The following is a 23,909-nucleotide window of genomic DNA, read 5'->3' on the forward strand; positions in this document are numbered from 1 at the left end:
ATCGATGACCCGTCGTTGGCGAGCCCTGCGTGTGCTGATCGTCGTCGCCCTGGCCAGCCTGTTGCAGGCCTGTGACATGGACTTGTACAGCAACCTCAGCGAGCGCGAGGCCAATGCCATGCTCGCGGTGTTGCTGCGCGACGGCATCCCGGCCTCGCGCAAGGTCCAGGACAACGGCCAGATGAAGATCGTGGTGGACGAGCGTCGCTTTGCCGACGCCATGGCCCGTCTCGACGAGGCCGGGCTGCCGGGGCAGTCGTTCTCCAACCTGGGCGAAGTGTTCAAGAGCAACGGCCTGGTGTCCTCGCCGGTGCAGGAACGTGCGCAGATGGTCTACGCCCTGAGCGAAGAGCTGTCGCACAGCGTCTCGCAGATCGACGGCATCGTGTCGGCGCGGGTACATGTGGTGCTGCCGGACAACGACTTGCTCAAGCGGGTGATCTCCCCGTCGTCGGCCTCGGTGCTGGTGCGCTATGACGCCAACACCGACATCAATCCGCTGATCCCGCAGATCAAGACCCTGGTCGCCAACGGCATTTCCGGGCTCAGCTATGACGGTGTGTCGGTGACCGCGATCAAGGCCGCAGCCCCCAGGAGCGAAGACGAGGGGCAGCCGCGCCTGGTCAGCGTGATGGGTATCTGGATGCTCGAACAAGATGCGTCCCGCGCGCGTCTGCTGCTCGGTGGCAGCCTGCTGGTGGTGCTGGCCCTGGCCGGGCTGTTGGGCTGGCGGCACTGGCAGCAGCGTCGTGGTCGTGCGCTGTACAGCCTGTCGGAGGCGCCATGAGCCTGATGCCCCAATGGCAGGCCCTGCTGGGGCAGCCTCTGGCCTTTGTCGACCGGCGCCACCTGCGCCGCTGTTTCGCCGAGAACGTCGCCGGTGCGCAGATCCAGGCATTGATCGAGTCGCCGCGTTTCCAGGCGCGCCTGCAGGCGTTGATGCTGGCGCATTTCCAGTTGCAGCCGTTGGATCAGGTGTCGCAACCGACCGAACAGGACCTGCCGGTGTTGCTGCTGGCTCCGCAGGATTTCGCCCGTTTGCCGCGCCTGTGTGGGGCCATCTGGCACGGTGCGACCTTGGGCCGGGAAATCCGTCGCGAGGTGGTCGAGCACCTGCGCCAGGGGCTTGGGCATGAGGTCTTCGGCCTGGCCATTGCTCACCGCCAGTGGGGCGGGGCAATGGACCTGTTGCGCCAGCCTGACGATCTGCTGGCCGCCATCGACCACGACGGTGCGCGCTGCGTGCAGGCCTGGTTCGACGAGCAGCCCGCCGACCTGCGCGATTGGCTGCAACTGCGCCTGCCGCTGCCTGTGGCGGAAGGTTCGGCATCGTTGGCCGACCCTGGCATCGTGCGTCGGGTCGCCGCCTTGCTGATGCCGTTGTCCGAGAACCGGGAGAGCGTGCAATGAGTCAGCTGCCCAGCCGTCCGGCATCGCGCATCCTGCGTGCCGCCGAGGTCCAGGCCTGGACCGATGGACGCGATTACCTGCAGGCCGCCCGCGATGAGGCCGAACGTATCCGAGAAGACAGCGCACGCTGGCTGGAGCAGGCCCGTGCCGACGGTTTCGAGCTCGGCCGTGCCAAGGGCGCCGAGGCGGTCAGCGAGTTGCTGGCCGACACTGCCGCCAAGGTCGAGGCCTATCTGGCAGGGTTGGAAAACAGCCTGGCTGACCTGGCCCTGGGCATCGCCCGCGAAGTGCTGGAGAGCTTGGGTGACGCCGAGCGTATCGTGCTGTGCACGCGCAAGGCGCTGGTTGCGTTTCGCCAGGACCAGGCGCTGACGCTGTTCGTGCCGCGCCTGGAAGTGGAGGCCGTGCGCCGCCGCATGCACGGCGAAACGGATGGCCTGGCGGCGATTGCCGTGGAGTCCGATGATCAATTGCAGCCCGGTCAGGCTCGCCTGAGCAGCCCGGTCGGTTCGGTGGAACTGGGGCTGGACGCCCAGTTGCAGGCGCTGCGCCGCAGCCTGTTGCCGTTCGCCGAGGTGACGCCGTGAGCCTGGAGCATGTATTGCCGCGCCTGCACGCGCGCCTGGGTGATGCCCGGCCACGGCCGATGAAGGGCACCATTCGCAGCATTCGTGGTGTGCTGTTGCGCGCCAGCGTCGCCGGCGTGCGCATCGGCGAGCTGTGTCGCCTGCACGACCCGTCCAGTGGTCGCGCCCTGGCGGCAGAGGTCATCGGCTTCGATGGCGACGAGGCGATTCTCTCGCCGATCGGCTCGCTCGAAGGCTTGTCGACGCGCACCGAGATCACCGCCACTGGCGAGGCGCTGGGGGTGAGTGTGGGCGATGGCCAGTTGGGGCGGGTCATCAGCCCCATGGGCGATTACCTCGATGGTGATCGCCAGCCGCCGCTGGGGCCGATGCGCCGCTATCCGCTGCAGGCCGAGCCCCCCGAACCCTTCGCCCGACAAGTGATCGTCGATCCGCTGTCGGTGGGGGTTCGCGCCATCGACGGGCTGCTGACCCTGGGCCGCGGCCAGCGCATGGGCCTGTTCGGCGAGCCGGGGGTGGGCAAGTCGTCGCTGCTCGCCAGCATGGTGCGCAACACCGATGCCGACGTGGTGGTGATCGGCCTGATCGGCGAGCGTGGCCGCGAGGTGCGCGAGTTGCTCGATGTGCAGCTCGACGCCCAGGCCCGCGCGCGCACCGTGGCGGTGGTCGCCACTTCCGATCGCCCAGCCGCCGAGCGTGCCCGGGCTGCCTACGTGGCAACGGTGCTGGCCGAGTATCACCGCGACCAGGGCCGCAACGTACTGCTGCTGATGGACAGCCTGACCCGCTTTGCCCGCGCCCAGCGCGAGATCGGCCTGGCGGTGGGCGAGCCGCCGACCCGCCGCGGTTACCCGCCGTCGTTCTTCTCGGCCCTACCGCGCCTGCTGGAGCGTGCCGGCCCCGCTGCCCGGGGCAGCATCACGGCGCTGTACACGGTGCTCACCGAAGGTGACGCCGCGACCGATCCGGTGGCGGAGGAGGCGCGCTCGATTCTCGACGGCCATGTGGTGCTCAGCGCCGAGCTGGCCCAGCGCAACCATTTTCCCGCCATCGATGTGCTGCGCAGCCGCAGCCGCCTGATGGAGCAGGTCGCCAGCCCTGAGCAACGCCAGCTGGCCATGCGCATGCGTGAGCTGATGGCGCGGCGCAACGATATCGAGATGCTGATCCGCATCGGTGAATACGCCGCCGGCAGCGACCCACTCGCGGACGAAGCGATCGCCCGCCACGCCGCTATCGAAGCTTTCCTGCGCCAGTCGGCGGCGGAGCCGAGCGGCGCCCGACAAACCCTGGAACACATGCGCAAGGTGCTGGCATGAGAGAGGAGCGCCCATGAAAAGTCATGAATTGAAAAGCTTGCAGACCCTGCGCCAATTGCGTGAACAACGGGCGTCCGCACAACTGGCCGCGCAGCGCCAGCTCTGCCGCGAAACCCATGCTGCCCTCGACGATGCCCGCCAGCGGCTGTGCCTGGCGCGGGAAACCTCCGCGCTCGAGGCAGAAAAACTCTACGGTCGCTTCAGCGAGGGGCTGTCGGTCAAGGCCTGGCTCGCTGCGCAGGTGCACCTGTCGGAGCTGGAGGACGAACAGGAGACGCTGCTGGGCAACCTGGACGAGGCCCACGACTACCACCAGCAGCAGGAGCAGACCCAGGAGAGCCTGCGTCTGGCCCATGTCGCTCGTCAGCGCCAGGCCGATGCCTGGGACTCCCTGGTCGAAGACCACGCCTTGGGCGAGCGCCGCATCGGGGAAGCGCAGGATGAGGGCGAAGACCTGTTTGCCCCTTTGCTGGATCTCACGCCTTGACCCTCCAGACCACCGAGGTGCCCGCCGACGCGCTGGCCTTCGAGCACAGCCTGGAGCGCCTTGACCCGCAGTGGCAGGCCCTGCACCAGCGCTTGCACCAGCCGCGCCAGCCCTGGCAGGGACAGTTGGGCGGGGCGCCGCTGAGTGTCGCCTGGGCGTCGAGCGGTGCAGCGATGGATGAACACCAGCTTGAGTTGTGGTTGTCGCTGGGCGACTCGCCCGTGCAACTGCACGTGACGGCCCGTGCCCTCGATCTGCTCGGCTTGCCCGAGGGGTTGGCGTTGCCGAGCCTGCCCGCGGCGCTGTTGCTGGAGCAGGCGCTGCTGACGCTGATCGCGCCGCTGGAGCACCTGTTCGCGCAGCCGATCCACGTGCTCGATCGCGCGCTCACGCAGTGCGTCGAATTGGCGCCACTGAGCCTCGGCCTGGAGGTACGCCTGGGTGACAGCGCGCTGGCGGTGCAATTGCGCTGCGATGCCGCGACCTGGGCCGAGATTGCCGTGTTGCTGGAGCAGCATGCCGCGCCCATGCCCCACGACCTCGGTGGCCTGGCGCTGACGCTGGGCGTCGACGGCGGCGAGGCCTGGCTCAGCCTGGCCGAGTTGCGCAGCCTGCTGCCGGGCGATGTGGTCATGCTCGATCCCTGGCCGGACGATCATCTGCGCCTGCACCTGGACGACCAGTGGCAAGCCCGTGTGCAGCGCGACGGACAACGCCTGCAGCTAATCGAACCCCCTATCACCGCGCTTGCCTTGAAGGAGCGACACATGAGCGAACAGGGCACCGGGCCGAGCCTGGACAGCAGCCTTGACGAGCTGCAACTGAAACTGGTCTGCCAGGTCGGCAGCGTCGAGTTGAGCCTCGCGCAACTGCGCGAGCTGGGCGTGGGCAGCGTGCTGGAGCTGGCGCCTCGCATGCACGAAGGCGTCGACCTGATGATCAACGGCCGCCGCGTCGGCCAGGGTCTACTGGTGAAGATCGGCGACGGCCTGGGCGTGCGCCTGCTGAGCTTTGCCGCATCATGAGTGGCTACCAGCCAAACCTGATCGAGATCATCCTGGTCGTCGCCTCCATCGGCTTGATTCCGCTGGCGGTGGTGACACTGACCGGGTTCCTGAAGATCTCCGTGGTGCTGTTCCTGATCCGCAACGCCCTGGGTGTGCAGCAGACCCCGCCGAACCTGGTGCTCTATGGCATCGCGCTGATCCTGTCGGTGTACGTCACCACGCCGGTGATCGGCGACATGTACCGCGCGGCGCAGAGTCATGGCCTGCAACTGGAGAATGCCGAGCAGTTGAAAGAGTTGGGCGAGGCGATCAGGCCGCCCTTGCAGGCGCACCTGTCGCGCTTCGCCAACGAGAGCGAGCGCGGTTTCTTCGTCCAGGCCACGCAGAACGTGTGGTCCGAAGAGGCCCGCGCCGAGCTGCGTGACGACGACCTGGTGGTGCTGATCCCGGCGTTCGTCAGCTCCGAGCTGACGCGGGCGTTCGAGATCGGTTTCCTGCTGTACATCCCCTTCCTGGTGGTCGACCTGCTGGTGTCCAACGTGCTGATGGCGATGGGCATGTCGATGGTGTCGCCGACCTTGATATCGATACCGCTGAAGCTGTTCCTCTTCGTTGCGCTGAGCGGCTGGTCGCGCTTGATGCATGGTCTGATTCTGAGCTATGGGAGCTGAGCCGATGGGCCAGGACGTGTTCCTTTCGTTGATGAAGCAGGCGCTGATGACGGTGTTGCTGCTGTCGGCGCCAGCGCTGGGGGTGGCGATCATCGTCGGCCTGAGCGTGGGTCTGTTGCAGGCGCTGACGCAGATCCAGGACCAGACCTTGCCGCAGGTGGTCAAGCTGGTGGCGGTGCTGCTGCTGATCGTCTTCGTCGGCCCGCTGCTCGCCGGGCAGGTGATGGGGCTGGGCAACCAGGTGCTGGACAACTTCGCGCTGTGGACGCGCTGACCGGGCATGGACGCAGGTTTCGTCAATGCCTTCCTGGAGATCGCCTACCCGGTGATCAGTTCGGCCGCGCTCTCCACGGCCCGCGCCATGGGCGTAGTGGTGATCACCCCGGCCTTCAACCGTCTGGGCCTGACCGGGATGATCCGCACCTGCGCCGCCGTGGCGATCTCGGTGCCGATGTTCCTGCCGGTGTTCTCGGCCTTCACCGCTACCCCCGAGCTTGGCGGGTTCTGGCTGGCGGGCTTGTTGATCAAGGAGTTCCTGGTCGGATTGGTGGTCGGTTTGTTGTTCGGCATCCCGTTCTGGGCCGCGGAAGTGGCGGGGGAACTGATCGACCTGCAGCGTGGCTCGACCATGGCGCAACTGGTGGATCCGCTGTCGTCGGGTGAATCCGGGGTGATGGCGACCTTGCTCACGGTGATGCTGATCGCGCTGTACTTCATGTCGGGTGGCTTCATCCTCATGGTCGATGGCTACCTGCACAGTTACCAGTTATGGCCGGTGACCCAGTTCACGCCGTTGTTCGCCGGTTCTGCGCTGACGGCGGTGCTGTCGATCCTCGACCAGGTGATGCGCATCGGGGTGCTGATGGTGTCGCCGTTGCTGATTTCGTTGCTGATCACCGACCTGATGCTCGCCTACCTTTCGCGCATGGCGCCGAGCCTGCACATCTTCGACCTGTCGCTGCCGGTGAAGAACCTGTTCTTCACCATTCTGATGGTGGTCTACATCGGCTTCCTGGTGCCGCTGATGCTCGATCAGCTTGCGGAGTTCCGCGGCACGGTCGGGGTGCTGCAGAGCCTGGTGGAGGGGGGGAATGGCTGACACCAGCGAAGAGAAGTCGCAGCCGGCAACGGACAAGAAACTCAAGGACGCACGCAAGAAGGGGCAGGTCGCCAAGAGCCAGGACCTGGTATCGGGGGTGGTGATCCTGCTCTGCACCCTGTGCATCGCCATCCTGGCGCCACGAGCCAAGGCCCAGGTCACGGCGCTGGTGGACCTGACTGCGCAGATCTACATCGAACCCTTCGCCACGGTGTGGCCGCGCCTGCTCGATACCGCCGAGCAACTGCTGATCGGCATCACCCTGCCGGTGATGGCGGTGACGGTGACGGCCGTGGTGCTGACCAACCTGGTGACCATGCGCGGGTTGGTGTTCTCGGTCGAACCGCTCAAGCCGGATTTCAAGCGCATCAACCCGGCCGAGGGTTTCAAGCGCATCTTCGCCATGCGCAACGTCGTGGAGTTCCTCAAGGGCCTGGTCAAGGTGCACTTGCTGGGGCTGGCGTTCTACGTGGTCGGGCGCCATGCGCTGCAGGCGCTGATGGAGTCGTCGCGGTGTGGGCCCGAGTGCTTGCAGTCGACCTTCCTGCTGGTGCTCAAGCCGCTGGTGTTCACTGTGCTGGCGGCGTTTCTGGTGCTGGGAGCGGCGGATGTGCTGATGCAGCGCTGGCTGTTCGGCCGCGACATGCGCATGACCCGCAGCGAGCAGAAGCGCGAGCGCAAGGATATCGATGGTGATCCGTTGATCAAGCGCGAGCTGCGCCGCCAGCGCCAGGAGATGCAGGCCATGGCGACCAAGCTGGGACTGGGCCGGGCGTCGTTGATGGTGGGTGTGGCCGGTGGCTGGGTGGTGGGTTTGCGCTACGTGCGCGGGGAGACACCGGTGCCGGTGGTGGTGTGCCAGGCCGAGCCTGAGGAGAGCGCGCGGATGCTTGGCGAAGCTGCGCAACTGGGGATCGCCCATGCCATGGATGCCCGCCTGGCGGCCGAGCTTGCCCGGCGCACCGTGGCGGGGGATCCGGTGCCGGACAGCACCTTCCAGGCGGTAGCGGATCTGCTGGTGGCTGCGCGGTTGATCTAAGCCCCGGCAGAGATAGCTCGGCTCTTGTCACCGCGAACACCGGAGCCGCCGATGCCATGCCACCCTGTGGGAGCGGGCTTGCCCGCGAAAGGAACACCGCGATGCATGGCACCGGCTATGCCGGTGTTCGCGGGCAAGCCCGCTCCTACAGAGGCAGTGTGGCCCTTGTGGAGCGGCGAACCGCCGCTCCACAAGGCAAGGGTTGATCAGCCGTTGTCCACCGGCTTGTACGGCCCGCCATAACCATCACCGACCATCGAGATGATGTTGCCGTTGTCGTCGATCCAGTCCGAGGGCTTGAGCGAGTACTTGTAGTCTTCCGAACGGCGGTTGTTGCCATCGCCGATGTAATCCGGATGATCGACGCGATGGTCGCCGCGGATGCTCGAGCGTGAATCCCACTCTTCCTTGCGGAAGTCGAAGATGCTGCGATCGCCCGGCGCGTCGCGCTGGCCCCAATCGGAAAGGTAGGTCTGCAGCCACACATAAGCCTCGTCGCCGTTGGGCTTGAGCAGGCCGTCCTGCTTGAAGTCCTGGATCTGGTCCCAGTTCTGCAGCGAGATCTTGTGCAGCTTGTGCGACTTGACGTCGTTGAGGATCGCACCGACGAAGGAGAACACCCCGGAGAACAGGAACCCCACCGGCCCGAGCAAGGGCACCAGGCGCCCGGTGACACCGAACACCCCGGCGACACTGCCGGCTGCACCGAACAGGCTGCTGACGCCACCTGCGACCGACAAGGAACCGGAAGCGATCTTGATCGGGTCTTTCTCGCGCACGCCGTCGCGGATGGTCAGGCCACCCATGACCACGCCGATCACCCCACCGACCACGTCGGCTCCGGCGCCGATGACCTTGATCGCACTGCCGGCGAAGCGTGCGATCTTGCCTGCGCCGACCACGCCGCCACGCTTTTCGATACCACTCTCGATGCCCTGGTGCAGCTTGTTCATCGTGGCTTCGTCGAACGGCTGGCCGTTGAGCGCCTTGCCGACATCCTTACCGTCGGCCATGGCGTCGTCGATGATGTTGTAGTACTGGTTCTGCACATCCTGCACGCTGCGCGGGATCTCGGGCCCCGCAGTGCCAGGCTTGCTCCAGATGGTCGGCACCGAGCGGTCCAGGCCCATCAGCTTGTAGGCGTTGGTGCCGAACGCCTTGTCGAAGGCCTTGGTGCCGAGGGTGGCGAAGTGCGAACCGGTGCTGAGGAAGCCGATGAAGTCGTTGGCGATGCCGGCCCGCTCGCGTGGGGTGTCGGCCAGCGTGCCGCCCTTGCCGGCCAGCTGGTAGATCGCCCGCCCCAGAGAAATCGCACCGCCCATCGAGCCGAGCACGCCATTGTCGCTGAGGAAGGACAAGGTCTTGACGAAGGCGCCGCGGTTTTCCGCGCTCAGGTTCGGCATCAACTCGGTGCTGACCGCCTTGTTGATGTCGTCGAGGGTGATCTTGCCGTTGGCCTGCCAGGTGTCGCCCAGGTTGCTCATGACCTTGCCGAAATCGGTGGCCATGTCCTTGTCCTTGAGCAGCATCTCGACGAATTTCTCGTAGGTCGCCAGCGACCTGCGCGGGATGCCGTCGCCGCCGGCCTTGAGGGCCTGGAGCATGAGCAGGGTCTGGTCGGTGGTGGCCAGCGCGGTGTTGTCGTCGGAGATCTTGCTGGGGTCGGCTATCAGCTTGTCCAGCTCCATAGTGTAGCCGTCGATCTGCAGGTTCTGCAGGAACTGGTCGGCCTTGGCCGGATCGATGTCGGCGAGCCCTGCGTAGGCGCTGCGGATTTCACTGGTGGCAAGCTCGGTCTGGCCGTTGGCCTGCAGGTCGTTGATGTACTTGACGAAGTTCTCCGACGAGGTGCTGTCGAGCAGCTTCTGGCGGGTTTCGTCGACTTTCGCCGAGCCGCCTTCGACCTTGCCCAGGGCCGCGTCGTGCTTGCTCTTGAGGTCGGCGACGATGGTCGGGTCGCCGAGCAGTTCGCCGAGCTGGGCATCGATGGCCTTGGCATCGAAGATCTCGTCGCGCACATCGCGCGAGGTCACGGTGATCGGGTCGCTGGCGTTGCCATGGTTGCCAAAGCCATGCTCAGGGATGATCGACATGCCATGGTCGGCCATGCTCTTGGCTTCCAGCGCCCGAACCAGCTTGGCCCGTGGGTCGTCCTTGGCGATGCTGCCGTCCTTGATCCCGGCGCGGTAGCCATCGACCAGGTCGCGGATGGCCAGGTCGCGTACCGACAACGGCTGGCCGTCATCGTCCTTCTCGGTGGTGGCGAGCTCATCCACCGAGACTTCCTTGAGCGGCGGCAGGCCATGGTCGGCGCGCAGCTTGTCGACGTCGGTGACCTGCTCGGCAATGCTGCTGCGGTAGTCGGCGATCTGTTCGAACATCTGCGGGTTGTCGAACTGCGAGACGATGATCTTCTGCTCTTCGCCGCCGGGCTTGCGCTGGGTGAAGGCGATCAGGCCCGGGCCGTAGTCGCCGATGCCGCCGACGCTCATGATGTCCTCGGTCGAGGCCAGGTAGTCGTCCGGGCCAGCCTTGGTGTAGCCGTCGCCCTTGGCCTTTTCCAGACCGGCGAGGGTCTGGCCCTTGGTGCTGTAGTCGAGGAAGGCTTCGGGAGAGACGTCGCGCGATACCACCACCAGCTTGCCATCGGCCTTGGTGACCACCAGGATGCCGTCGGTGGGCGCATCGACCTTGCTGATGTCGTTCATCCCCAGGGTGCCCTCGGCACGGGTCTGCAGGTGCTGGTCGGGCAGCTTGTGGGCGTTCTTGATGTAGTCGAAGGCGGGCGTGCCCTTGGTCGTGTCCAGCGCGTGCAGGAAGTCGTACAGCTGGCTGCCGCGGTTCTCCGGGGCGGGCTGGTTGGCGGCGGCGGAGGGGACGCTGTCGAGCGAGTCGTAGCCGCGGTCGTGGGCCTTGGCGTCGTCGCGGCTGATCGCGTACTTGTGGCCGTCGTGCTCGAACAGGATGACGTGGGCGTCCTTGTCTTCGGAAATCACCTTGAGCTTGTCCACGTCCAGGCCGGCGGGCAGGCCGGTGACCTGCTCGTAGCCGGCGGCCTTGGCGTCGTCCAGTGCGACACGGGTCTTGCCGGCGCCGCTGTAGGCGGCATAGGCCTCCGGCGTGATGCCCTCGGCGATGATGACCTCGCGGCCGTTGGTGAGCTTGACCTTGAGCACGCCGTCGGTGGCTTGCTCCACCGACTGGATGTTGTCCAGCAGGAAGCCGCCGTCGTCCTTGCGCAGCAGCGACTGGCCCGGGTTGGTGAGGCCGGCGACGATCAGGTCGTGGGCTGGTGTGCCCTGGGTGTCGGCCAAGGTGTCGAGCAGGTTGTAGAGCTGGGTGCCGTGGTCGGGGCCGCGGTCTTCACGGGTCGGCACGGCATGGCCGAAGCGCAGGTTCTCGAAGGTCTCGTAGCCTGGCTGGCTGTCCTGCGCGGCCTTCTCGCTGATCTGGTACTTGTTGCCGCCGTGCTCGAAGTAGATGACGCCGTTGTCCTTGTCCTGCGCGACGATCTTCAGCTTGCCGATATCGAGGGTTTCCGGCAGCTCGGTGATGTCCTTGTAGCTGTCGGCATCGGCGGGCTTGTCGTGCGACACGCTGCCGCCGCCGTCGTTGGCCGCCAGGACCTTGGGCTTGAAGGTCTTGTCCGCGCCCGGATCGCTGAGCAGCAGGCGGGCCTTGTCGAGGACGCTGTCGAATAGGCCGGCGGTGTCGGAGGGGGAGGAAGGGCTGCTGCTGGAGGGGGCTTCGGGTCTGTTGATCATTGCACGGTCCGGGGCGAGGACGGCGGCAAGCGCAGCCCCGCAGCCCGAGACGATTCCGTTGCTGGGCGACCAGGTTGCGCGACCGACATCAAAGGTTCATGGAAGTCTGATACTAGGCGACCTCGACCTTTGAAACGCACAACCTTGGCAAGTTACAGCAAGGTTTCACGTGTGTGAAAACTGGGTGTTGAACTGGCGCTCCTGACGACGCTGATCCCAGGCCTGGCTGGTGCGCCTGGGGGCTTCCTCCGGTTGGCTGGTCAACTGCGAGAGGGTGGCGGTGATGCGTCCGGCCCAGAAGCGCGCGCCCTGTTCCTGGGCCTCCTGCATGGCCTGGTTGAGCAGCTCCTGGGCTTGCGCCTGGCGTTCGGGCGAATCGGGCCTGGCCAGCAGTTGGGCCTTGATGCGCAACAGCTCGGGGCGGAACCAGCGTTCCTGGCGAGCGGCGGTCACGGCCAGGGTCTGGTCGAGGATCTCTATGGCCAATTGCTCCAGGCCCAGTTGCGCCAGACCTTGGGCGTACTCGCTGCGCACCAGGTTGTACAGCGGGCTGTCGCCGATCGCATGGAGCTGGTCGAGCGCTTCGCCCAGGCCGCGTACGCCGTCTTCGGCATTGCCCTGGCGGATCAGCAGGATGTGCTCGAAGCACCGGACGAACAGGCGCCATACCGGCATCTCGTGGCCCCCCAGGCTCTCTTTGAGACGGGCAAGAAACTCGCGGCTGCGCTTTTCGTGGCCGACCAGCAGGGTGATGGGGATGGCGCTCAGGCTCAGGGTGTACCAGAGGCTGGCCGGGTGGTGCTGGGTCAACGCCGCTTCGACGTTGGCCTCGATGGTCAACAGGGCCTGCCCGACCTGGCCTTGCAGCAACTGCACCTGGGCCTTGAGCGAGCGCGCGGCGATACCTTGGTCGAAGTGGCTGTCGATGACGTGGGCGCGGGGCATCATCGGGAAACTCAGGGCTTCGCTGATCGCCTGGCGGGCGCCATCGAAGTCGGCCATCTGGAACAGCGGCGTTGCCCGCATGCGCCGGCCGAGCATGCGCCGCTCGAGGATGCCGGTGCGTTCGCTGAGCTGGATGTACTGGTTGGCCAGGTCCAGCGCCTCGGCGTGCTGGTTGCTGCAGCAGTGGTCGTGCCAGAGGCCCCACAGGCCGCGCAGTTCATGCTCGGTGTCGCCGAGGGTGCGGGCGTCTTCGATCACCTGCTGCCAGGCGTCACGGATCGACTGCCCGGCACCGCGGGTCAGGGCCATGACGCTGGCCGAGAGGGTCAGCAAGAGCATGCGCTGGCGGGGTGTGATGGCCTCGAAGCGCAGGCCGCGGTCGACCCAGGCGTGGCATTCGTCGACCCGCGACAGGCGCAGCCACAGCGGCACGCTCATCAGCGTGAGTTCGACGCCGAGACAGGCATCGCCCTGTTCGCTGAAACACCAGCTCAAGGCGCTGCGTACGCTGTCGCTGCCGGGGCTGTGCAGGGCCAGCCAGCTGTCGCTGTCCAGGCGCTCAAGGTCTTGCACCGCGCGGCGTTGTTCCTGGAGGGTGTACTGCGCGTGGCGCTGGGCGATAGCGGCGGTCTCGTCATGCAGGGCCAGCTGCTGCGCCGCATACACGCGGGCCGTGTGGTGCAGGCGGTAGCGCTTGATCGGTTGCGCCCCGGCGGCCACCAGCAGCGACTTGTCCATCAGGCTTTCCACCAGCCAGGCAGCGTCCTGGAAAGGGCCTGGCTGGACCTCGACCACCGCCTTGGCGGCGGCGAGGGTGAAGCTGCCGGTGAACACCGACAACTGACGGAACATCGCCTGCTCCTGGGGGCACAGCAGCGCGTGGCTCCACTCCAGCGAGGCTTGCAGGGTGCGGTGGCGAGGCAGGGCGGTACGCCGGCCAGCCATCTGCAGGCGGAAGTCGCCATCGAGCAGCTCGACCAGGTAGGCCAGGCCAAAGGCGCGTACGTGGCTGGCGGCGATCTCGATGGCCAGGGGATTGCCGTCGAGGGTACGGCACAGTGCGAGCGCCGCCGGCACGTCGGTATCGCTGAAGGCAAAGTCCGTGTCGTGCGCAGCGGCGCGCTCGGCGAACAACTGGACGGCCGGGCTGAGCAGGGCCTGGGCGGCGCACAGTACGTGATCGTTTGCGGGGCAGGGCAGCGGCGCGACCTCGTGCACGCATTCGCCTTCGGCGTGCAGCGCTTCGCGGCTGGTGACCAGGATGTGGCAGCCCGGCGCCTGTTGCAGCAGGGCTTCGACCAGGGTCGCGGTGGCTTCGAGCACGTGGTCGCAGTTGTCCAGGATCAGCAGGTGGCGGGCTTCGTCGAACAGGGCGGCGATCAGCGCCACGGCGTCTTGTGCGGTGCTGTCGATGCCCAGCGCCGCCGCCACCAGGTCGGCGACGCAGGCAGGCTGGTCAGCCTCCGTGAGGTCGACGAAGGTGCGCCCCTCGCTGAAGTCTTCGGCCATGGCGTGGGCGAGTGTCAGCGCCAGGGTGGTCTTGCCGATGCCGCCGGTGCCGGTGAGGGTGAGCAGGCGGCGGCTGCGCAGGGTTTCGGCCAGGGTCTGGCAAATGTCGTCGCGGCCGACGACGCTGCTGCCAAGGCTCGGCAGGTCGTTGCCGGGTTTGGTCGCAAGCAGGGGTTGCGGCGCCATTTCACGGATGGTCACCGGAGCCACGAAGCGGTACCCGCGGCCCGGTACGGTGACGATGTAGGTGAAGTCTCCTTCTTCGCCAAGCACTCGGCGCAGGGTGGTCATTTGCGCGCGCAGGTTGCATTCCTCGACGATGACCTTGGGCCAGACCAGCGCCAGCAGCTCGTTCTTCTCCAACAGCTCGCCGGTTCGGCTCGCCAGCGTGACCAGCAGTTGCAGCGCACGGCTGCCCAACTGCACCAGTTCCCCGTCCTTGAACAGCAGATGCTGCTGGGGGTAGAGCACGAAGGACCCAAAGCACAGGGCGTTTTCCGGATCAGGGGTATCCAGAGCGTCCAGGGCGACAATCTTTCCGGGCTTGGTCTTGGTCAGGGGCATGATTAAACCTTTATGAATGAGTTAGTTATTGGCGGTCTTGAAGGGCGCCTTTGTTGTTTCACATGTTCAGGATAAACAGCACGATCCGACGTAAGGTCTGTCTTGGTGGCACGGGCGAACTTCGACAGCCAATGGCCATTCGCTTGTCATTGTTCGCTCATCTTTCGCAAGGCACGTCGCGGAAGGACTCCGCAGCGGATCAAATTCTGGCAAGTACCGTGCCATGGATCCAATGATCATCAGGTAACGGGCGTCCTTGAACTTTCGCGAAACGATGCGCACTGCCGGGGTCGGTCGTTGTTTTATTCGGAATTCCGAATGTTTCATTCGTATGACGTTCGGGTTGCCGAATGAGCGAGGCCGTGGACGTGCTTCGCAGGACGAAGACGGCGCATGGAGGCTTTGTAAATCGCGGGCTGTACGGTTCATGACGGTGTGTGCTGAGAAAAAACGAACAGCGCCTGGCGGTTCCCCGCCATACCTGGCAAGGGACATTAAGTGTGTGCTCTAGGCACGGCCGCGGCGCGATTCATTGTTGGGTGGGGATAAACTGACCCTCCTGTGGAGACTATTTAGAACATCCTTTTGTGTCGTTTATTAGTTGGCGGTAATCCGCCATCGCGAAGTTTGTGAACACATTCGCAGTTGTCATCTTTGTCATGAAACAAATGGCGGGTTTGCGGTAGGGTTTGCGGTCGTCTTTCGCATACAGTCACGTGTACGAAATTTGTTATCGACTGTTTTTATTGGGAAAGTTCGGAAGTTTCGAGTAATTGCTCGAAAACGTTGCGCGCGCCATCTTTTTTTTGCACCACAACAGGCCGTGGCGATAAACCGCCACGCATGACAGCACCCCGGGGGCCGGGGTGCAGAAAAGGCAGGAAGATCAGGGGCGTGGGGCGGCGTTATCGGCTGTTCAGGCCACGCCACCGTTGGCGCGCAGGATCTGGCCGTTGACCCAGCCGCTGTCAGGGCCGGCGAGGACGGCGACGACACCGGCGATATCCTCTGGCTGGCCCAAGCGGCCCAGGGGTGGTGCCTGGGTGGCAGCCTGGATCTGCTCGGGCGTCTTGTCGGCCAGGAACAGTTCGGTTTCCACCGGGCCCGGGGCCACGGCATTGACGGTGATGTTGCGACCCCGCAGTTCCTTGGCGAACACCTGGGTGAAGGCCTCGACGGCGGCCTTGGTGCCGTTGTAGATGGCGTAGCCTGGCATTTTCAGGGCCAGCGTGGTGCTGGTCAGGTTGATGATGCGCCCGCCGTCGTTCAGCCGTGTCGCGGCAGCGCGCAGGGTGTTGAATACGCCTTGGGTGTTGATCGCGAAGTTGCGGGCGTACAGCTCGTCGCTGGTCTGCGCCAGGGGCGCGACCTTGAGGATGCCGGCGTTGTTGACCAGCACATCGATGCGACCCAGCTGCCGCTCGATGGTGTCGAACAGGGTCTGTACCTGGCCTGCACTGGACACATCGGCCTTGAGGGCGATGGCCTTGCCGCCGGCCTGGCGGATCTCGGCCACCAGCGCATCGGCTTCGGCATCGTTGCTGGCGTAGTTGATCGCCACGGCGAAGCCGTCACGGCTGAGGCGGCGGGCGATGGCGGCACCGATGCCGCGCGAGGCGCCGGTGATCAAGGCTACGGAAGAGGTCATGCTGGGCATCCTTCTGAGTGGGTGTGGGAAGGAGTGTGGACTGTTGGCGAAAAAAGATAATTGCGCGGCAAGTGCGATCAGTGTTCCATTTGCTTTAATTATCGACTTGGCGTCTTTCCCTTGCGAAGCAAGCGTAGCCGCCACCCTCCAGGAGAACCCGTCCATGGATCGCTTCCAGGAAATGCAGGTGTTCGTGCGTATCGCCGAGCGCGGCAGTTTTTCCCAGGCCGCCGAGGACCTGCAGATCCCGCGGGCCACCGTCACCAACCTGATCAAGCGCCTGGAGCAGCGCCTCGGCGTGCGCCTGCTCGAGCGCACCACCCGGCATGTGCGCATGACCCACGATGGCGAGGCCTACTACCACCGATGCGTGCGCCTGTTGCTGGACCTCGAGGAGACCGAAAGCGCCTTTCGCAATGCCCCGCCCAAGGGCCTGCTGCGGGTCAACCTGCAGGGCACCCTGGCCAAGCATTTCGTCATGCCGGCGCTGGGTGGGTTCCTGGCGCAGTACCCGGACATCACCCTGCACATCGGTGAGGACGACCGACTGGTCGATCTGGTGCGCGAAGGGGTGGATTGCGTGCTGCGGGCGGGCCTGCTGCAGGATTCGTCGTTGATCGGCCGACAGGTCGCCAGCCTTGAACAGGTGACCGTGGCAAGCCCCGAGTACCTCGCGCAGCACGGCACGCCCGCGACGCTGGACGACTTGCAGCAGCATTTCGCGGTGGATTACCTGTCCAGCGCCACCGGGCGGGCGGTGCCCCTGGAGTTCAGGGTCGGTCGTGAGGTGGTGGAGCGTTTGTTGCCTGCGAGGGTTTCGGTGACCGGCGCTGACCTGTACACCGGCGCGGCGCTCTCGGGGCTGGGGATCGTTCAGGTACCACGCTACCGGATTGTCCATGAACTGGCGGCCGGCAGCCTGCGCGAATTGTTGCCGGACTGCCCGCCACCGCCGATGCCGGTGTCGGTGGTGTACCCCCAGAGTCGACAACTGTCGGCGCGGGTGCGGGTGTTTTCGCAGTGGTTGGCGGCGCAGTTGGGGCAAGGTCGCTGACCGGGTGACGAGTTGTGACGGAATAAACCGGCGTGGCGCGCGTTTACGAGCTGAAACCCCAACGACCGGAGTCGTCACCATGCCCCACCTGCGTACCCTTGCCCGCGGCACTCTGCTTCTCGGCACCCTTGGCCTGGCCATGCTCGGTGCTAACGCCCAGGCTGCCGAAACCTGGGAGGTCCTGCCGCCCACGCCACACCTTGCAGGGCCGTTCAAGACCGCCGAGGTCAATGGCGTTCAGCTCGCCTACCACATCGAAGGCAAGGGCACGCCGGTGTTCCTGCTGCATGGCGGCCCGGCCAATGCCGACTACCTGGCCGGCCAGGCCAAGGCGCTGTCGGCGCATTACCAGGTCATTTCGGTGGACACCCGTGGCCATGGTCGCAGCAATGCCAATGGCTTGCCGCTGAGCTACGACGCCATGGCCGATGACGTGGTCGGCCTGATGAAACAGCTGGGCCTGGGCAAGGCCGATGCGGTGGGCTGGAGCGACGGTGGCATCACCGCGCTGGACCTGGCCATGCGCTACCCGGACAAGGTCGGTCGGATCGTCGCCTTCGGCGCCAACACCGACCCGACCGGCGCCTTCCCGGATGCCGACAAGAAGCCTGCCTTCGGCACCTTCATCACCCGTGCCGCCGACGAGTACAAGCAGTTGTCGCCGACGCCGGACGGTTTCGAAAAGCTCAATGCCGCGCTGGCCCAGATGTACCAGCAGCAACCGAACTGGACGCCGGCGCAACTGGCGACCATCAAGGCGCCGACCCTGATCGTCGACGGCGATCACGACGAGGCGATCAAGCCTGATCACACCCGCTATATCGCCAAGAGCATTCCCGGTGCCAGGCTGCAGTTCATCGAGGGCACCAGCCACTTTGCGTTCCTGCAGAAGCCTGAGGTGTTCAACAAGGTGATGCTGGATTTCCTGGCCAAGCGCTGAGCAGGCTCAGCCTGCGCTGAACAGTGCCCGCGCTTCGTCGAAGCACTGTTCGGCGATGGCCGAACGCGGTTCGCTGCGGCGCAGCAGCAGGCCCACCGGGCTGTGAATGCTGGCGTCGGCCACCGGGATGATGCGCAGGTGTTCGCTCAGATCTTCCAGGCCGCAGTCCAGCGGCATCACCGCGCAGCAGATGCCGGCGTTCAGTGCCTGGATCAGTTGGAAGGTCGAGTCGCTCTCCAGCACGGCCTGGGGCTCCAGGCCGCGGCTGCGAAAGCTCAGGTCCAGCGACTGGCGGTAGTGCATGCCTTTGCTCAGCAGGCCCAGCGGCAGGCCGTCGAGGTCTTCCCAGCGCAGTTGCTCGGTGTCGAACTGGATGTGCCGGGTATCGTGCAGCAGGCCCATGGTTGTGGTGCCCAGCTCGATCACGTCGAAGAAGCTGACATTGACCTGGTCGAGGTAGCAGATGCCCAGGTCGAGCTGGTTGCGGCTCAGGCCGTCGATGATCTGCTCTGAACTCAACGAGCTCAGCTGGAAGTGCAGTTCGGGGTATTTCTCGCGCAGCGGCAGCAGCAGTTCCATGGGGTTGAAGCTGGCCAGCGGCACGGTGCCCAGGCGCAGGCTGCCGACCACCTGGCCGCGGCAACTGGCGGCCTCGGCCTGCAGGCCGTCGTGGGCGGCGAGCAGGGTCTTGGCCCAGGCCAGGATGCGCTCGCCAGCTTCGGTGAAGCCCTCGAAACGCTGGCCGCGCTTGACCAGCACCAGGTCGAGCTCGTCCTCCAGGTTGCGCAGGCGCATCGACAGGGTCGGCTGGGTGATGTGGCACAGCGCGGCGGCCTGGCCGAAGTGGCGGGTCTGGTCGAGGGCGATGAGGAACTTGAGCTGCTTGATGTCCATGGTTCGGCCTGGCGATAGAGGGTGTTGATCGGACGGTGCGTCGTATCGATTGGACGCATGCGCCCCAGGGCTCTAGCGTGACGCAAAATCCCCCTTGGAGACAAACCCCGTGAGTGTCAAACCGGATGCGGTATTCGTACCGCTCAATATCGCCGTGCTGACGGTCAGCGATACCCGTACGTTCGACAACGACACCTCCGGCGAGCTGCTGGCCACCCGTTCCGTGCAGATTGGCCATCGCCTGGTCGCGCGGGTGTTGCTCAAGGACGACCTGTACAAGATCCGCGCCCAGGTCGCGAACTGGATCGCCGATGAGCAGGTGCAGGTGGTGCTGATCACCGGGGGCACCGGTTTCACCGGACGTGACAGTACGCCGGAAGCGGTGCAGTGCCTGCTGGACAAGCACATCGATGGGTTCGGCGAGCTGTTCCGGGCGCTGTCGATTCTCGATATCGGCACCTCGACCGTGCAGAGCCGGGCGTTGGCGGGGCTGGCCAATGGCACGTTGGTGTGCTGCCTGCCGGGCTCGACCGGCGCCTGCCGCACCGCGTGGGAGGGCATTCTGGTGGAGCAACTGGATGCGCGGCATCGGCCGTGCAACTTCGTGCCGCACCTGAAGGCGGTGGGGGTGTGTGAGAGTCGGGGTTGATCGTTAGCGATGTGTTGGTCTGGCGGGCCTCTTCGCGGGCAAGCCCGCTCCTACAGGAGAGGGCTTGCCCGCGAACGCGCCTTTCAGCTCAACACATGCTTCACCGGCTCCAGCACCGGTGGCAGCGGCTCACCCAGCGCCGACAGCACATCGCGCTCCAGCGTGCGCACCATGGCGTCGGTGGGCAGGTCGTTCTCGTCGCGGCCGAACGGATCCTCCAGCTCGTTGCCGATCGCATCCAGGCCAAGGAAGGTGTAGCTGACGATGGTGGTGAACAGCGGCGCGAGCCAGCCCAGCGGTTGGGCCAGGGCGAACGGCAGCAGCAGGCAGAAGATGTAGATGGTGCGGTGCAGCAGCAGGGTATAGGGGAACGGTAGCGGCGTGCCCTTGATCCGCTCGCAGGTCGCCTGCACCTCGGAAAGCCCCAGCAGACGTTGCTCGAGCAGGGTGTAGCGGAATTCGCTGATGTGCTGCTGTTCGGCCAGTCGCGCACAGTGCGCGCCGATTACGCGCAGGATGCCGTCGCAGACATTGTGCTGGGTAACGACTGCGCCTTCGGCTAGCCAGGGGCTTGCGGCGTGCAATTCGTCCTCGTTGCGCAGGCGCGCGTTCAGCGCATGGGCAAAGCCGCAAAGGCTGCGCAGCAGCTCACGTCGCAGGGCCGGATCTGCGATCACCACGCTTTCGCGGATGAACGAGCGGGTCTCGATGATCATCCGTCCCCAGGCCTTGCGCCCCTCCCACCAGCGGTCGTAGCAGGCGTTGTTGCGAAAGCTCATGAAGATCGACAGCGACAACCCGAGCAGGGTGAAGGGCGTGGTGCTGACCGGGTAGAACAGCGCTGGGTAACGTCGCTCGACCAGCACGATCAGGGCGGCCAGCAAGGTCACCATCAGGCAGCGCAGGGCGATGCGCTTGACGATCGAGCCGCGCAGGGTGAACAGCATGCGCAGCATGTCGGTGTTGGAATGGACGATCAAGGCGGTTCCAGAGACGGCCGATCAGCCGCCGGTCATGTTCATGAAACGCAGGATCTGCACCTCGCCACCCACCTCGAAGTGATGGCGGTAGGGCTTGAGGTGCACGGCCTCGCGAATCGCTTGTTCCAGGCGCTCGCTGTCATCGGGATGGCTGCGCAGGACCTGCTTGAGGTCCATCGAGTGCTCGTTGCCCAGGCACAGCAGCAACCGGCCTTCGACGGTCAGGCGCACACGATTGCAGGTGGCGCAGAAGTTGTGACTGTGCGGCGAGATGAAGCCGACCCGCGTCTGCGGCGCTTCGGCCAGGCGCCAGTAGCGGGCCGGGCCTTGGGAGGATTCGGCCGATTCGATCAGGGTGAAGTGCGGCTCCAGGCGCTCGCGCACATCGTCGCTGGAGTAGAACGACTCGCCGCGCTCGTGCTCGCTGATCACGCCCAGGGGCATTTCCTCGATGAAGGTGATGTCCAGTTCGCGGTCGATGGCAAAGCGCACTAGGTCAACGATTTCATCGTCATTGCGACCCTTGAGCACCACGCAGTTGAGCTTGGTGCGGCGGAAGCCGGCCTGGCGCGCAGCGTCGATGCCGGCGATCACCTGGGCCAGGTCGCCGGTGCGGGTCAGGGCCTTGAAGCGCTGGGCATCGAGGCTGTCGAGGCTGATGTTCAGGCGTGTGACGCCGGCGTCGAACAGCGGCTGGGCCAGGCGGCCAAGCTGCGAGCCATTGCTGGTCATGCACAGCTCGCGCAAGCCGGGCAGGGCGGCGATGCGCCCGCACAGGTCGACGATGCCCTGGCGTACCAGCGGCTCGCCGCCGGTCAGGCGGATCTTGCGGGTGCCCAGTGCGACAAAACGTTCGGCGACCTGGTAGAGCTCTTCGAGGCTGAGGATCTGCTGGCGGGGCAGGAACTGCATGTCTTCGGCCATGCAGTAGACGCAGCGGAAGTCGCAGCGGTCGGTCACCGACATTCGCAGGTAGTCGATTTTCCGGTTGAAACCGTCGATCAGGGCCTGGCTGCTGTGTTCCACGTTCGCGCTCGGAAGGGTGGGATGGGGGTAATGTCCACGCTATAACCTGCAGGCACGGGCGTCAAATTGCTTTGCCCGACTGTTTGATAGGTCTGGTCTATCAAGCGATCAGTGAGCGCGCATCAGACCGCTACTGCGACCTTCTCACCGATACACCGGAAACGCCGTGGTGTACTTGATCTGTTCCATGGCAAAGCTGGAGGTGATATTCGATAGCCCGTCGGTGCTGGTGATCAGCTTCTTGTAGAAGCGGTCGTAGGCAGCGATGTCGCTGACCACCACCCGCAGCATGTAGTCCCAGTCGCCGGACATGCGATAGAACTCCATCACTTCCTCGAAGCTCGTCACGGTCCTGGCGAAATGCTCGAGCCAGGCGCTGTCGTGGCGCTGGGTCTTGAGCTGGACGAACACGCTCAGGCCGAGGTTGATGCGCTCGGGGTCGAGCAAGGCGACGCGGCCGCGGATATAGCCTTCGTCTTCCAGGCGCTTGACCCGTTTCCAGCAGGGCGTGGTGGTCAGGTTGACCGCCTCGGCCAGGTCCTTGAGGGAGATCGAGGCGTCGCGCTGGAGCAGGGTGAGGATGTGCTGGTCGAAACTGTCCATGGCGATAGGGGGCGGCTTTGCAGAAAAAGTTTCTCGAGAGTAGCCCAATCGGGGAATCGCTTGCTACGCCGGGCGCAGTTGCAGCGGGTCGGATCGGGATATGCGATAGTGGCAGTTTTCTACCTGCCCCCTTCAGTCAACGGATCCGACCATGGCCGAAAAACCGCGCAATTTCGCCACTCGCACCATCCACGCTGGCGAGCAGTCCAGCGTCGCCGACAACGCTATCTTCCCGGCCATCGTCACCTCCAGCTCGTTCATCAAGCGCGGGCTGGATGACAATCCCGAATACGCCTACAGCCGTGTTTCCAACCCCACCCGCCACGCCTATGAAACCTGCGTCGCAGCCCTGGAAGAGGGTGTCGGTGCGGTTGCCTGCGCGTCGGGCGTGAGTGCCACCGCCACGGTGCTCGAACTGCTGCCCAAGGATGCCCACGTGGTGGTGATGAATGGCGTCTATGGCGGCACCTTCCGCCTGATGGAGGACTACCGGGCACACACCTCCGGGCTGACCACCACCTATGTCGACCTCAACGACCTGGACGCCGTCGCCGCAGCGATTCGTCCGAATACGAAGATGATCTGGCTGGAATCGCCGACCAACCCGCTGCTGCACCTGGTGGACATCAAGCCGCTGTGCGACCTGGCCCGCGAGCGCGGCATCCTCACCTGCATCGACAACACCTTCTGCTCGCCATGGAACCAGCAGCCGATCACCCTGGGGGTGGACCTGGTGATGCACTCGGCGAGCAAGTACATCGGCGGCCATTCCGACCTGACCGGTGGGGTGGTGGTGGCGGGCAATCATGAGCTGCTGGCGCGCCTGCGCAAGATCAGCATGGCAGTGGGCGCGATCCAGGGCCCGTTCGACTGCTACCTGGCCCTGCGCGGCCTGAAGACCCTCGATGTGCGCATGGAGCGCCAGAGCGCCAACGCCCTGCGCGTGGCGCAGTACCTGGAGCAGCACCCGCAGGTCGAACAGGTGTTCTACCCCGGGCTTGCGAGCCATCCGCAGCATGCGCTGTGCCAGCGCCAGATGCGCACTGGCGGGGCGGTGGTGGCGCTGCGTGTGAAGGGGGACCGGGCGGCGGTCAACCGCCTGGTCGAGGCGCTGTCGATCTTCGTCCTCGCCGACTCGCTGGGCGGTGTGGAGAGCATGATCAACCATTCCTGGACCATGTCGCACAACTCGCTCAGCCCGCAGCAGAAGGGCGTGATGGGCATCAGCGAAAACCTGGTGCGCTTGTCGATGGGGATCGAGGATTACCGCGACCTGATCGACGACCTCGAGGCGGGGTTGCAGGCGGCGGCCTCTGCGTAACGGCGGCTGACGCCATCGCGGGCTTGTCCCGCGACGGCGTTGCAACGAACGACCTCAACCCTTGGGCGGATGAATGATCCGTTCGATCTTGTCCTTGATCAGCAGACGTTCCTTGCGCAGGCGGTTGACCGCCTCGTCGTTGGTGCCGTTGCCTTCGGCGGCCAGCACTTCCTTGTCCTTGGCGTTGTATTCCTTGTGCAGCTTGTGCAGGTCCTGATCCTTGTCGATCAGGGCCTGGAACTTGTCTTCGGTAATGTGCAGGTCGGCTAGCAGATCGTGCGGGACTGGCATCTCTTCACCTCTGTTTCAGGGGTTGGTAAATATCCTGATCCTTCAGGATAGCTGCCTTTGCCGACAGCGGGAGCGGTTCGCCGGATGAGGCGGCAGCGTCGC

The 23,909-nt window shown here is 65.3% G+C and carries 22 protein-coding genes; 14 read left to right on the plus strand and 8 right to left on the minus strand.

The window, feature by feature from the left end; all coding sequences use genetic code 11:
* The first annotated feature begins 4 nt into the window (after positions 1 to 4).
* From sctJ to ACNFHO_RS23580, 10 genes are read left to right on the plus strand one after another with little or no spacing between them, the layout of a single operon-like run.
* A complete protein-coding gene (sctJ, locus tag ACNFHO_RS23535) occupies positions 5 to 787 on the plus strand; it encodes a type III secretion system inner membrane ring lipoprotein SctJ (protein WP_054892871.1) in 783 nt (260 codons plus the stop codon).
* On the plus strand, positions 784 to 1,410 hold the full coding sequence (locus ACNFHO_RS23540; RefSeq protein ID WP_063543616.1) for a hypothetical protein: 627 nt from the start codon (positions 784 to 786) through the stop codon (positions 1,408 to 1,410). Before sctJ ends, ACNFHO_RS23540 begins: the two co-directional genes overlap by 4 nt.
* Positions 1,407 to 1,997 carry a FliH/SctL family protein gene (locus tag ACNFHO_RS23545; protein ID WP_054892869.1) on the plus strand — a complete coding sequence of 197 codons (591 nt, stop codon included), beginning with the start codon at positions 1,407 to 1,409 and terminating at the stop codon, positions 1,995 to 1,997. Before ACNFHO_RS23540 ends, ACNFHO_RS23545 begins: the two co-directional genes overlap by 4 nt.
* The gene (locus tag ACNFHO_RS23550) at positions 1,994 to 3,316 is read left to right on the plus strand and encodes a FliI/YscN family ATPase (RefSeq protein ID WP_054892868.1); all 1,323 of its coding nucleotides are present in this window, start codon (positions 1,994 to 1,996) and stop codon (positions 3,314 to 3,316) included. The genes ACNFHO_RS23545 and ACNFHO_RS23550 overlap by 4 nt, the downstream gene beginning before the upstream one ends.
* 13 nt (positions 3,317 to 3,329) lie before the next feature.
* A complete protein-coding gene (locus tag ACNFHO_RS23555; protein WP_065861411.1) occupies positions 3,330 to 3,803 on the plus strand; it encodes a YscO family type III secretion system apparatus protein in 474 nt (157 codons plus the stop codon).
* Entirely contained in the window at positions 3,800 to 4,828 is a 1,029-nt protein-coding gene (locus ACNFHO_RS23560) for a FliM/FliN family flagellar motor switch protein (RefSeq protein WP_416767513.1), read from the plus strand. The genes ACNFHO_RS23555 and ACNFHO_RS23560 overlap by 4 nt, the downstream gene beginning before the upstream one ends.
* Positions 4,825 to 5,481 (plus strand): type III secretion system export apparatus subunit SctR, encoded by a 657-nt coding sequence (sctR, locus tag ACNFHO_RS23565; RefSeq protein WP_063543624.1) that lies wholly within the window; start codon positions 4,825 to 4,827, stop codon positions 5,479 to 5,481. The genes ACNFHO_RS23560 and sctR overlap by 4 nt, the downstream gene beginning before the upstream one ends.
* Before the next feature lie 4 nt (positions 5,482 to 5,485).
* On the plus strand, positions 5,486 to 5,755 hold the full coding sequence (locus ACNFHO_RS23570; protein ID WP_054892864.1) for an EscS/YscS/HrcS family type III secretion system export apparatus protein: 270 nt from the start codon (positions 5,486 to 5,488) through the stop codon (positions 5,753 to 5,755).
* Between the two features lie 6 nt (positions 5,756 to 5,761).
* Positions 5,762 to 6,580, plus strand: coding sequence for a type III secretion system export apparatus subunit SctT (sctT, locus tag ACNFHO_RS23575; RefSeq protein ID WP_054892863.1), 819 nt, complete (start codon positions 5,762 to 5,764; stop codon positions 6,578 to 6,580).
* Entirely contained in the window at positions 6,573 to 7,619 is a 1,047-nt protein-coding gene (locus ACNFHO_RS23580) for an EscU/YscU/HrcU family type III secretion system export apparatus switch protein (RefSeq protein WP_112897686.1), read from the plus strand. The genes sctT and ACNFHO_RS23580 overlap by 8 nt, the downstream gene beginning before the upstream one ends.
* A 206-nt stretch (positions 7,620 to 7,825) precedes the next feature.
* On the opposite strand, the gene ACNFHO_RS23585 is transcribed toward ACNFHO_RS23580, so the two are convergent.
* The 3 genes from ACNFHO_RS23585 to ACNFHO_RS23595 all read right to left on the minus strand — a co-directional run bounded on the left by ACNFHO_RS23585 (position 7,826) and on the right by ACNFHO_RS23595 (position 16,058).
* Positions 7,826 to 11,383 (minus strand): hypothetical protein, encoded by a 3,558-nt coding sequence (locus tag ACNFHO_RS23585; protein WP_416767514.1) that lies wholly within the window; start codon positions 11,381 to 11,383, stop codon positions 7,826 to 7,828.
* A 165-nt stretch (positions 11,384 to 11,548) separates the two neighbouring features.
* Positions 11,549 to 14,401: a winged helix-turn-helix domain-containing protein gene (locus tag ACNFHO_RS23590; RefSeq protein ID WP_416767516.1), complete on the minus strand. Its 2,853-nt coding sequence runs from the start codon at positions 14,399 to 14,401 to the stop codon at positions 11,549 to 11,551.
* Between the two features lie 916 nt (positions 14,402 to 15,317).
* Positions 15,318 to 16,058, minus strand: a complete 741-nt coding sequence (locus ACNFHO_RS23595; RefSeq protein WP_416767517.1) for an SDR family oxidoreductase — start codon at positions 16,056 to 16,058, stop codon at positions 15,318 to 15,320.
* A 154-nt stretch (positions 16,059 to 16,212) separates the two neighbouring features.
* Between ACNFHO_RS23595 and ACNFHO_RS23600 the strand changes: the two genes are divergently transcribed.
* A complete protein-coding gene (locus ACNFHO_RS23600) occupies positions 16,213 to 17,103 on the plus strand; it encodes a LysR family transcriptional regulator (protein ID WP_112897690.1) in 891 nt (296 codons plus the stop codon).
* A 79-nt stretch (positions 17,104 to 17,182) separates the two neighbouring features.
* The gene (locus ACNFHO_RS23605; RefSeq protein WP_416767518.1) at positions 17,183 to 18,043 is read left to right on the plus strand and encodes an alpha/beta fold hydrolase; all 861 of its coding nucleotides are present in this window, start codon (positions 17,183 to 17,185) and stop codon (positions 18,041 to 18,043) included.
* 6 nt (positions 18,044 to 18,049) lie between these two features.
* On the opposite strand, the gene ACNFHO_RS23610 is transcribed toward ACNFHO_RS23605, so the two are convergent.
* Entirely contained in the window at positions 18,050 to 18,937 is an 888-nt protein-coding gene (locus ACNFHO_RS23610; protein ID WP_416767519.1) for a LysR family transcriptional regulator, read from the minus strand.
* Between the two features lie 109 nt (positions 18,938 to 19,046).
* Between ACNFHO_RS23610 and moaB the strand changes: the two genes are divergently transcribed.
* Positions 19,047 to 19,586 (plus strand): molybdenum cofactor biosynthesis protein B, encoded by a 540-nt coding sequence (gene moaB, locus ACNFHO_RS23615; RefSeq protein ID WP_054895045.1) that lies wholly within the window; start codon positions 19,047 to 19,049, stop codon positions 19,584 to 19,586.
* A gap of 83 nt (positions 19,587 to 19,669) precedes the next feature.
* Here the strand turns inward: moaB and ACNFHO_RS23620 are convergent, their stop codons facing one another.
* The 3 genes from ACNFHO_RS23620 to ACNFHO_RS23630 all read right to left on the minus strand — a co-directional run bounded on the left by ACNFHO_RS23620 (position 19,670) and on the right by ACNFHO_RS23630 (position 22,195).
* Positions 19,670 to 20,566, minus strand: coding sequence for a bestrophin family protein (locus ACNFHO_RS23620; protein ID WP_416767520.1), 897 nt, complete (start codon positions 20,564 to 20,566; stop codon positions 19,670 to 19,672).
* Positions 20,567 to 20,587: 21 nt separating this feature from the next.
* Positions 20,588 to 21,592 carry a GTP 3',8-cyclase MoaA gene (gene moaA, locus ACNFHO_RS23625; RefSeq protein WP_081255212.1) on the minus strand — a complete coding sequence of 335 codons (1,005 nt, stop codon included), beginning with the start codon at positions 21,590 to 21,592 and terminating at the stop codon, positions 20,588 to 20,590.
* Positions 21,593 to 21,736: 144 nt separating this feature from the next.
* Positions 21,737 to 22,195, minus strand: a complete 459-nt coding sequence (locus ACNFHO_RS23630) for an Lrp/AsnC family transcriptional regulator (protein WP_054895043.1) — start codon at positions 22,193 to 22,195, stop codon at positions 21,737 to 21,739.
* A gap of 151 nt (positions 22,196 to 22,346) precedes the next feature.
* Between ACNFHO_RS23630 and ACNFHO_RS23635 the strand changes: the two genes are divergently transcribed.
* Positions 22,347 to 23,516 (plus strand): trans-sulfuration enzyme family protein, encoded by a 1,170-nt coding sequence (locus ACNFHO_RS23635; RefSeq protein ID WP_065861421.1) that lies wholly within the window; start codon positions 22,347 to 22,349, stop codon positions 23,514 to 23,516.
* 54 nt (positions 23,517 to 23,570) lie between these two features.
* Here the strand turns inward: ACNFHO_RS23635 and ACNFHO_RS23640 are convergent, their stop codons facing one another.
* Complete coding sequence (locus ACNFHO_RS23640) at positions 23,571 to 23,807, minus strand: YdcH family protein (protein WP_054895041.1); 237 nt, start codon at positions 23,805 to 23,807, stop codon at positions 23,571 to 23,573.
* Positions 23,808 to 23,909: the final 102 nt, after the last annotated feature.

The sequence above is a fragment of the Pseudomonas sp. NY15374 genome, from assembly GCF_048068255.1.
Lineage (GTDB): Bacteria > Pseudomonadota > Gammaproteobacteria > Pseudomonadales > Pseudomonadaceae > Aquipseudomonas > Aquipseudomonas machongensis.

What these genes read in the sequence shown, in the direction of transcription:
- sctJ (WP_054892871.1), top strand. Translation starts at nt 5, where the DNA reads ATGACCCGTCGTTGGCGAGCCCTGCGTGTGCTGATCGTCGTCGCCCTG.
- ACNFHO_RS23540 (WP_063543616.1), top strand. Translation starts at nt 784, where the DNA reads ATGAGCCTGATGCCCCAATGGCAGGCCCTGCTGGGGCAGCCTCTGGCC.
- ACNFHO_RS23545 (WP_054892869.1), top strand. Translation starts at nt 1,407, where the DNA reads ATGAGTCAGCTGCCCAGCCGTCCGGCATCGCGCATCCTGCGTGCCGCC.
- ACNFHO_RS23555 (WP_065861411.1), top strand. Translation starts at nt 3,330, where the DNA reads ATGAAAAGTCATGAATTGAAAAGCTTGCAGACCCTGCGCCAATTGCGT.
- sctR (WP_063543624.1), top strand. Translation starts at nt 4,825, where the DNA reads ATGAGTGGCTACCAGCCAAACCTGATCGAGATCATCCTGGTCGTCGCC.
- ACNFHO_RS23570 (WP_054892864.1), top strand. Translation starts at nt 5,486, where the DNA reads ATGGGCCAGGACGTGTTCCTTTCGTTGATGAAGCAGGCGCTGATGACG.
- sctT (WP_054892863.1), top strand. Translation starts at nt 5,762, where the DNA reads ATGGACGCAGGTTTCGTCAATGCCTTCCTGGAGATCGCCTACCCGGTG.
- ACNFHO_RS23580 (WP_112897686.1), top strand. Translation starts at nt 6,573, where the DNA reads ATGGCTGACACCAGCGAAGAGAAGTCGCAGCCGGCAACGGACAAGAAA.
- ACNFHO_RS23585 (WP_416767514.1), bottom strand. Translation starts at nt 11,383, where the DNA reads ATGATCAACAGACCCGAAGCCCCCTCCAGCAGCAGCCCTTCCTCCCCC.
- ACNFHO_RS23590 (WP_416767516.1), bottom strand. Translation starts at nt 14,401, where the DNA reads ATGCCCCTGACCAAGACCAAGCCCGGAAAGATTGTCGCCCTGGACGCT.
- ACNFHO_RS23595 (WP_416767517.1), bottom strand. Translation starts at nt 16,058, where the DNA reads ATGCCCAGCATGACCTCTTCCGTAGCCTTGATCACCGGCGCCTCGCGC.
- ACNFHO_RS23600 (WP_112897690.1), top strand. Translation starts at nt 16,213, where the DNA reads ATGGATCGCTTCCAGGAAATGCAGGTGTTCGTGCGTATCGCCGAGCGC.
- ACNFHO_RS23605 (WP_416767518.1), top strand. Translation starts at nt 17,183, where the DNA reads ATGCCCCACCTGCGTACCCTTGCCCGCGGCACTCTGCTTCTCGGCACC.
- ACNFHO_RS23610 (WP_416767519.1), bottom strand. Translation starts at nt 18,937, where the DNA reads ATGGACATCAAGCAGCTCAAGTTCCTCATCGCCCTCGACCAGACCCGC.
- ACNFHO_RS23630 (WP_054895043.1), bottom strand. Translation starts at nt 22,195, where the DNA reads ATGGACAGTTTCGACCAGCACATCCTCACCCTGCTCCAGCGCGACGCC.
- ACNFHO_RS23635 (WP_065861421.1), top strand. Translation starts at nt 22,347, where the DNA reads ATGGCCGAAAAACCGCGCAATTTCGCCACTCGCACCATCCACGCTGGC.
- ACNFHO_RS23640 (WP_054895041.1), bottom strand. Translation starts at nt 23,807, where the DNA reads ATGCCAGTCCCGCACGATCTGCTAGCCGACCTGCACATTACCGAAGAC.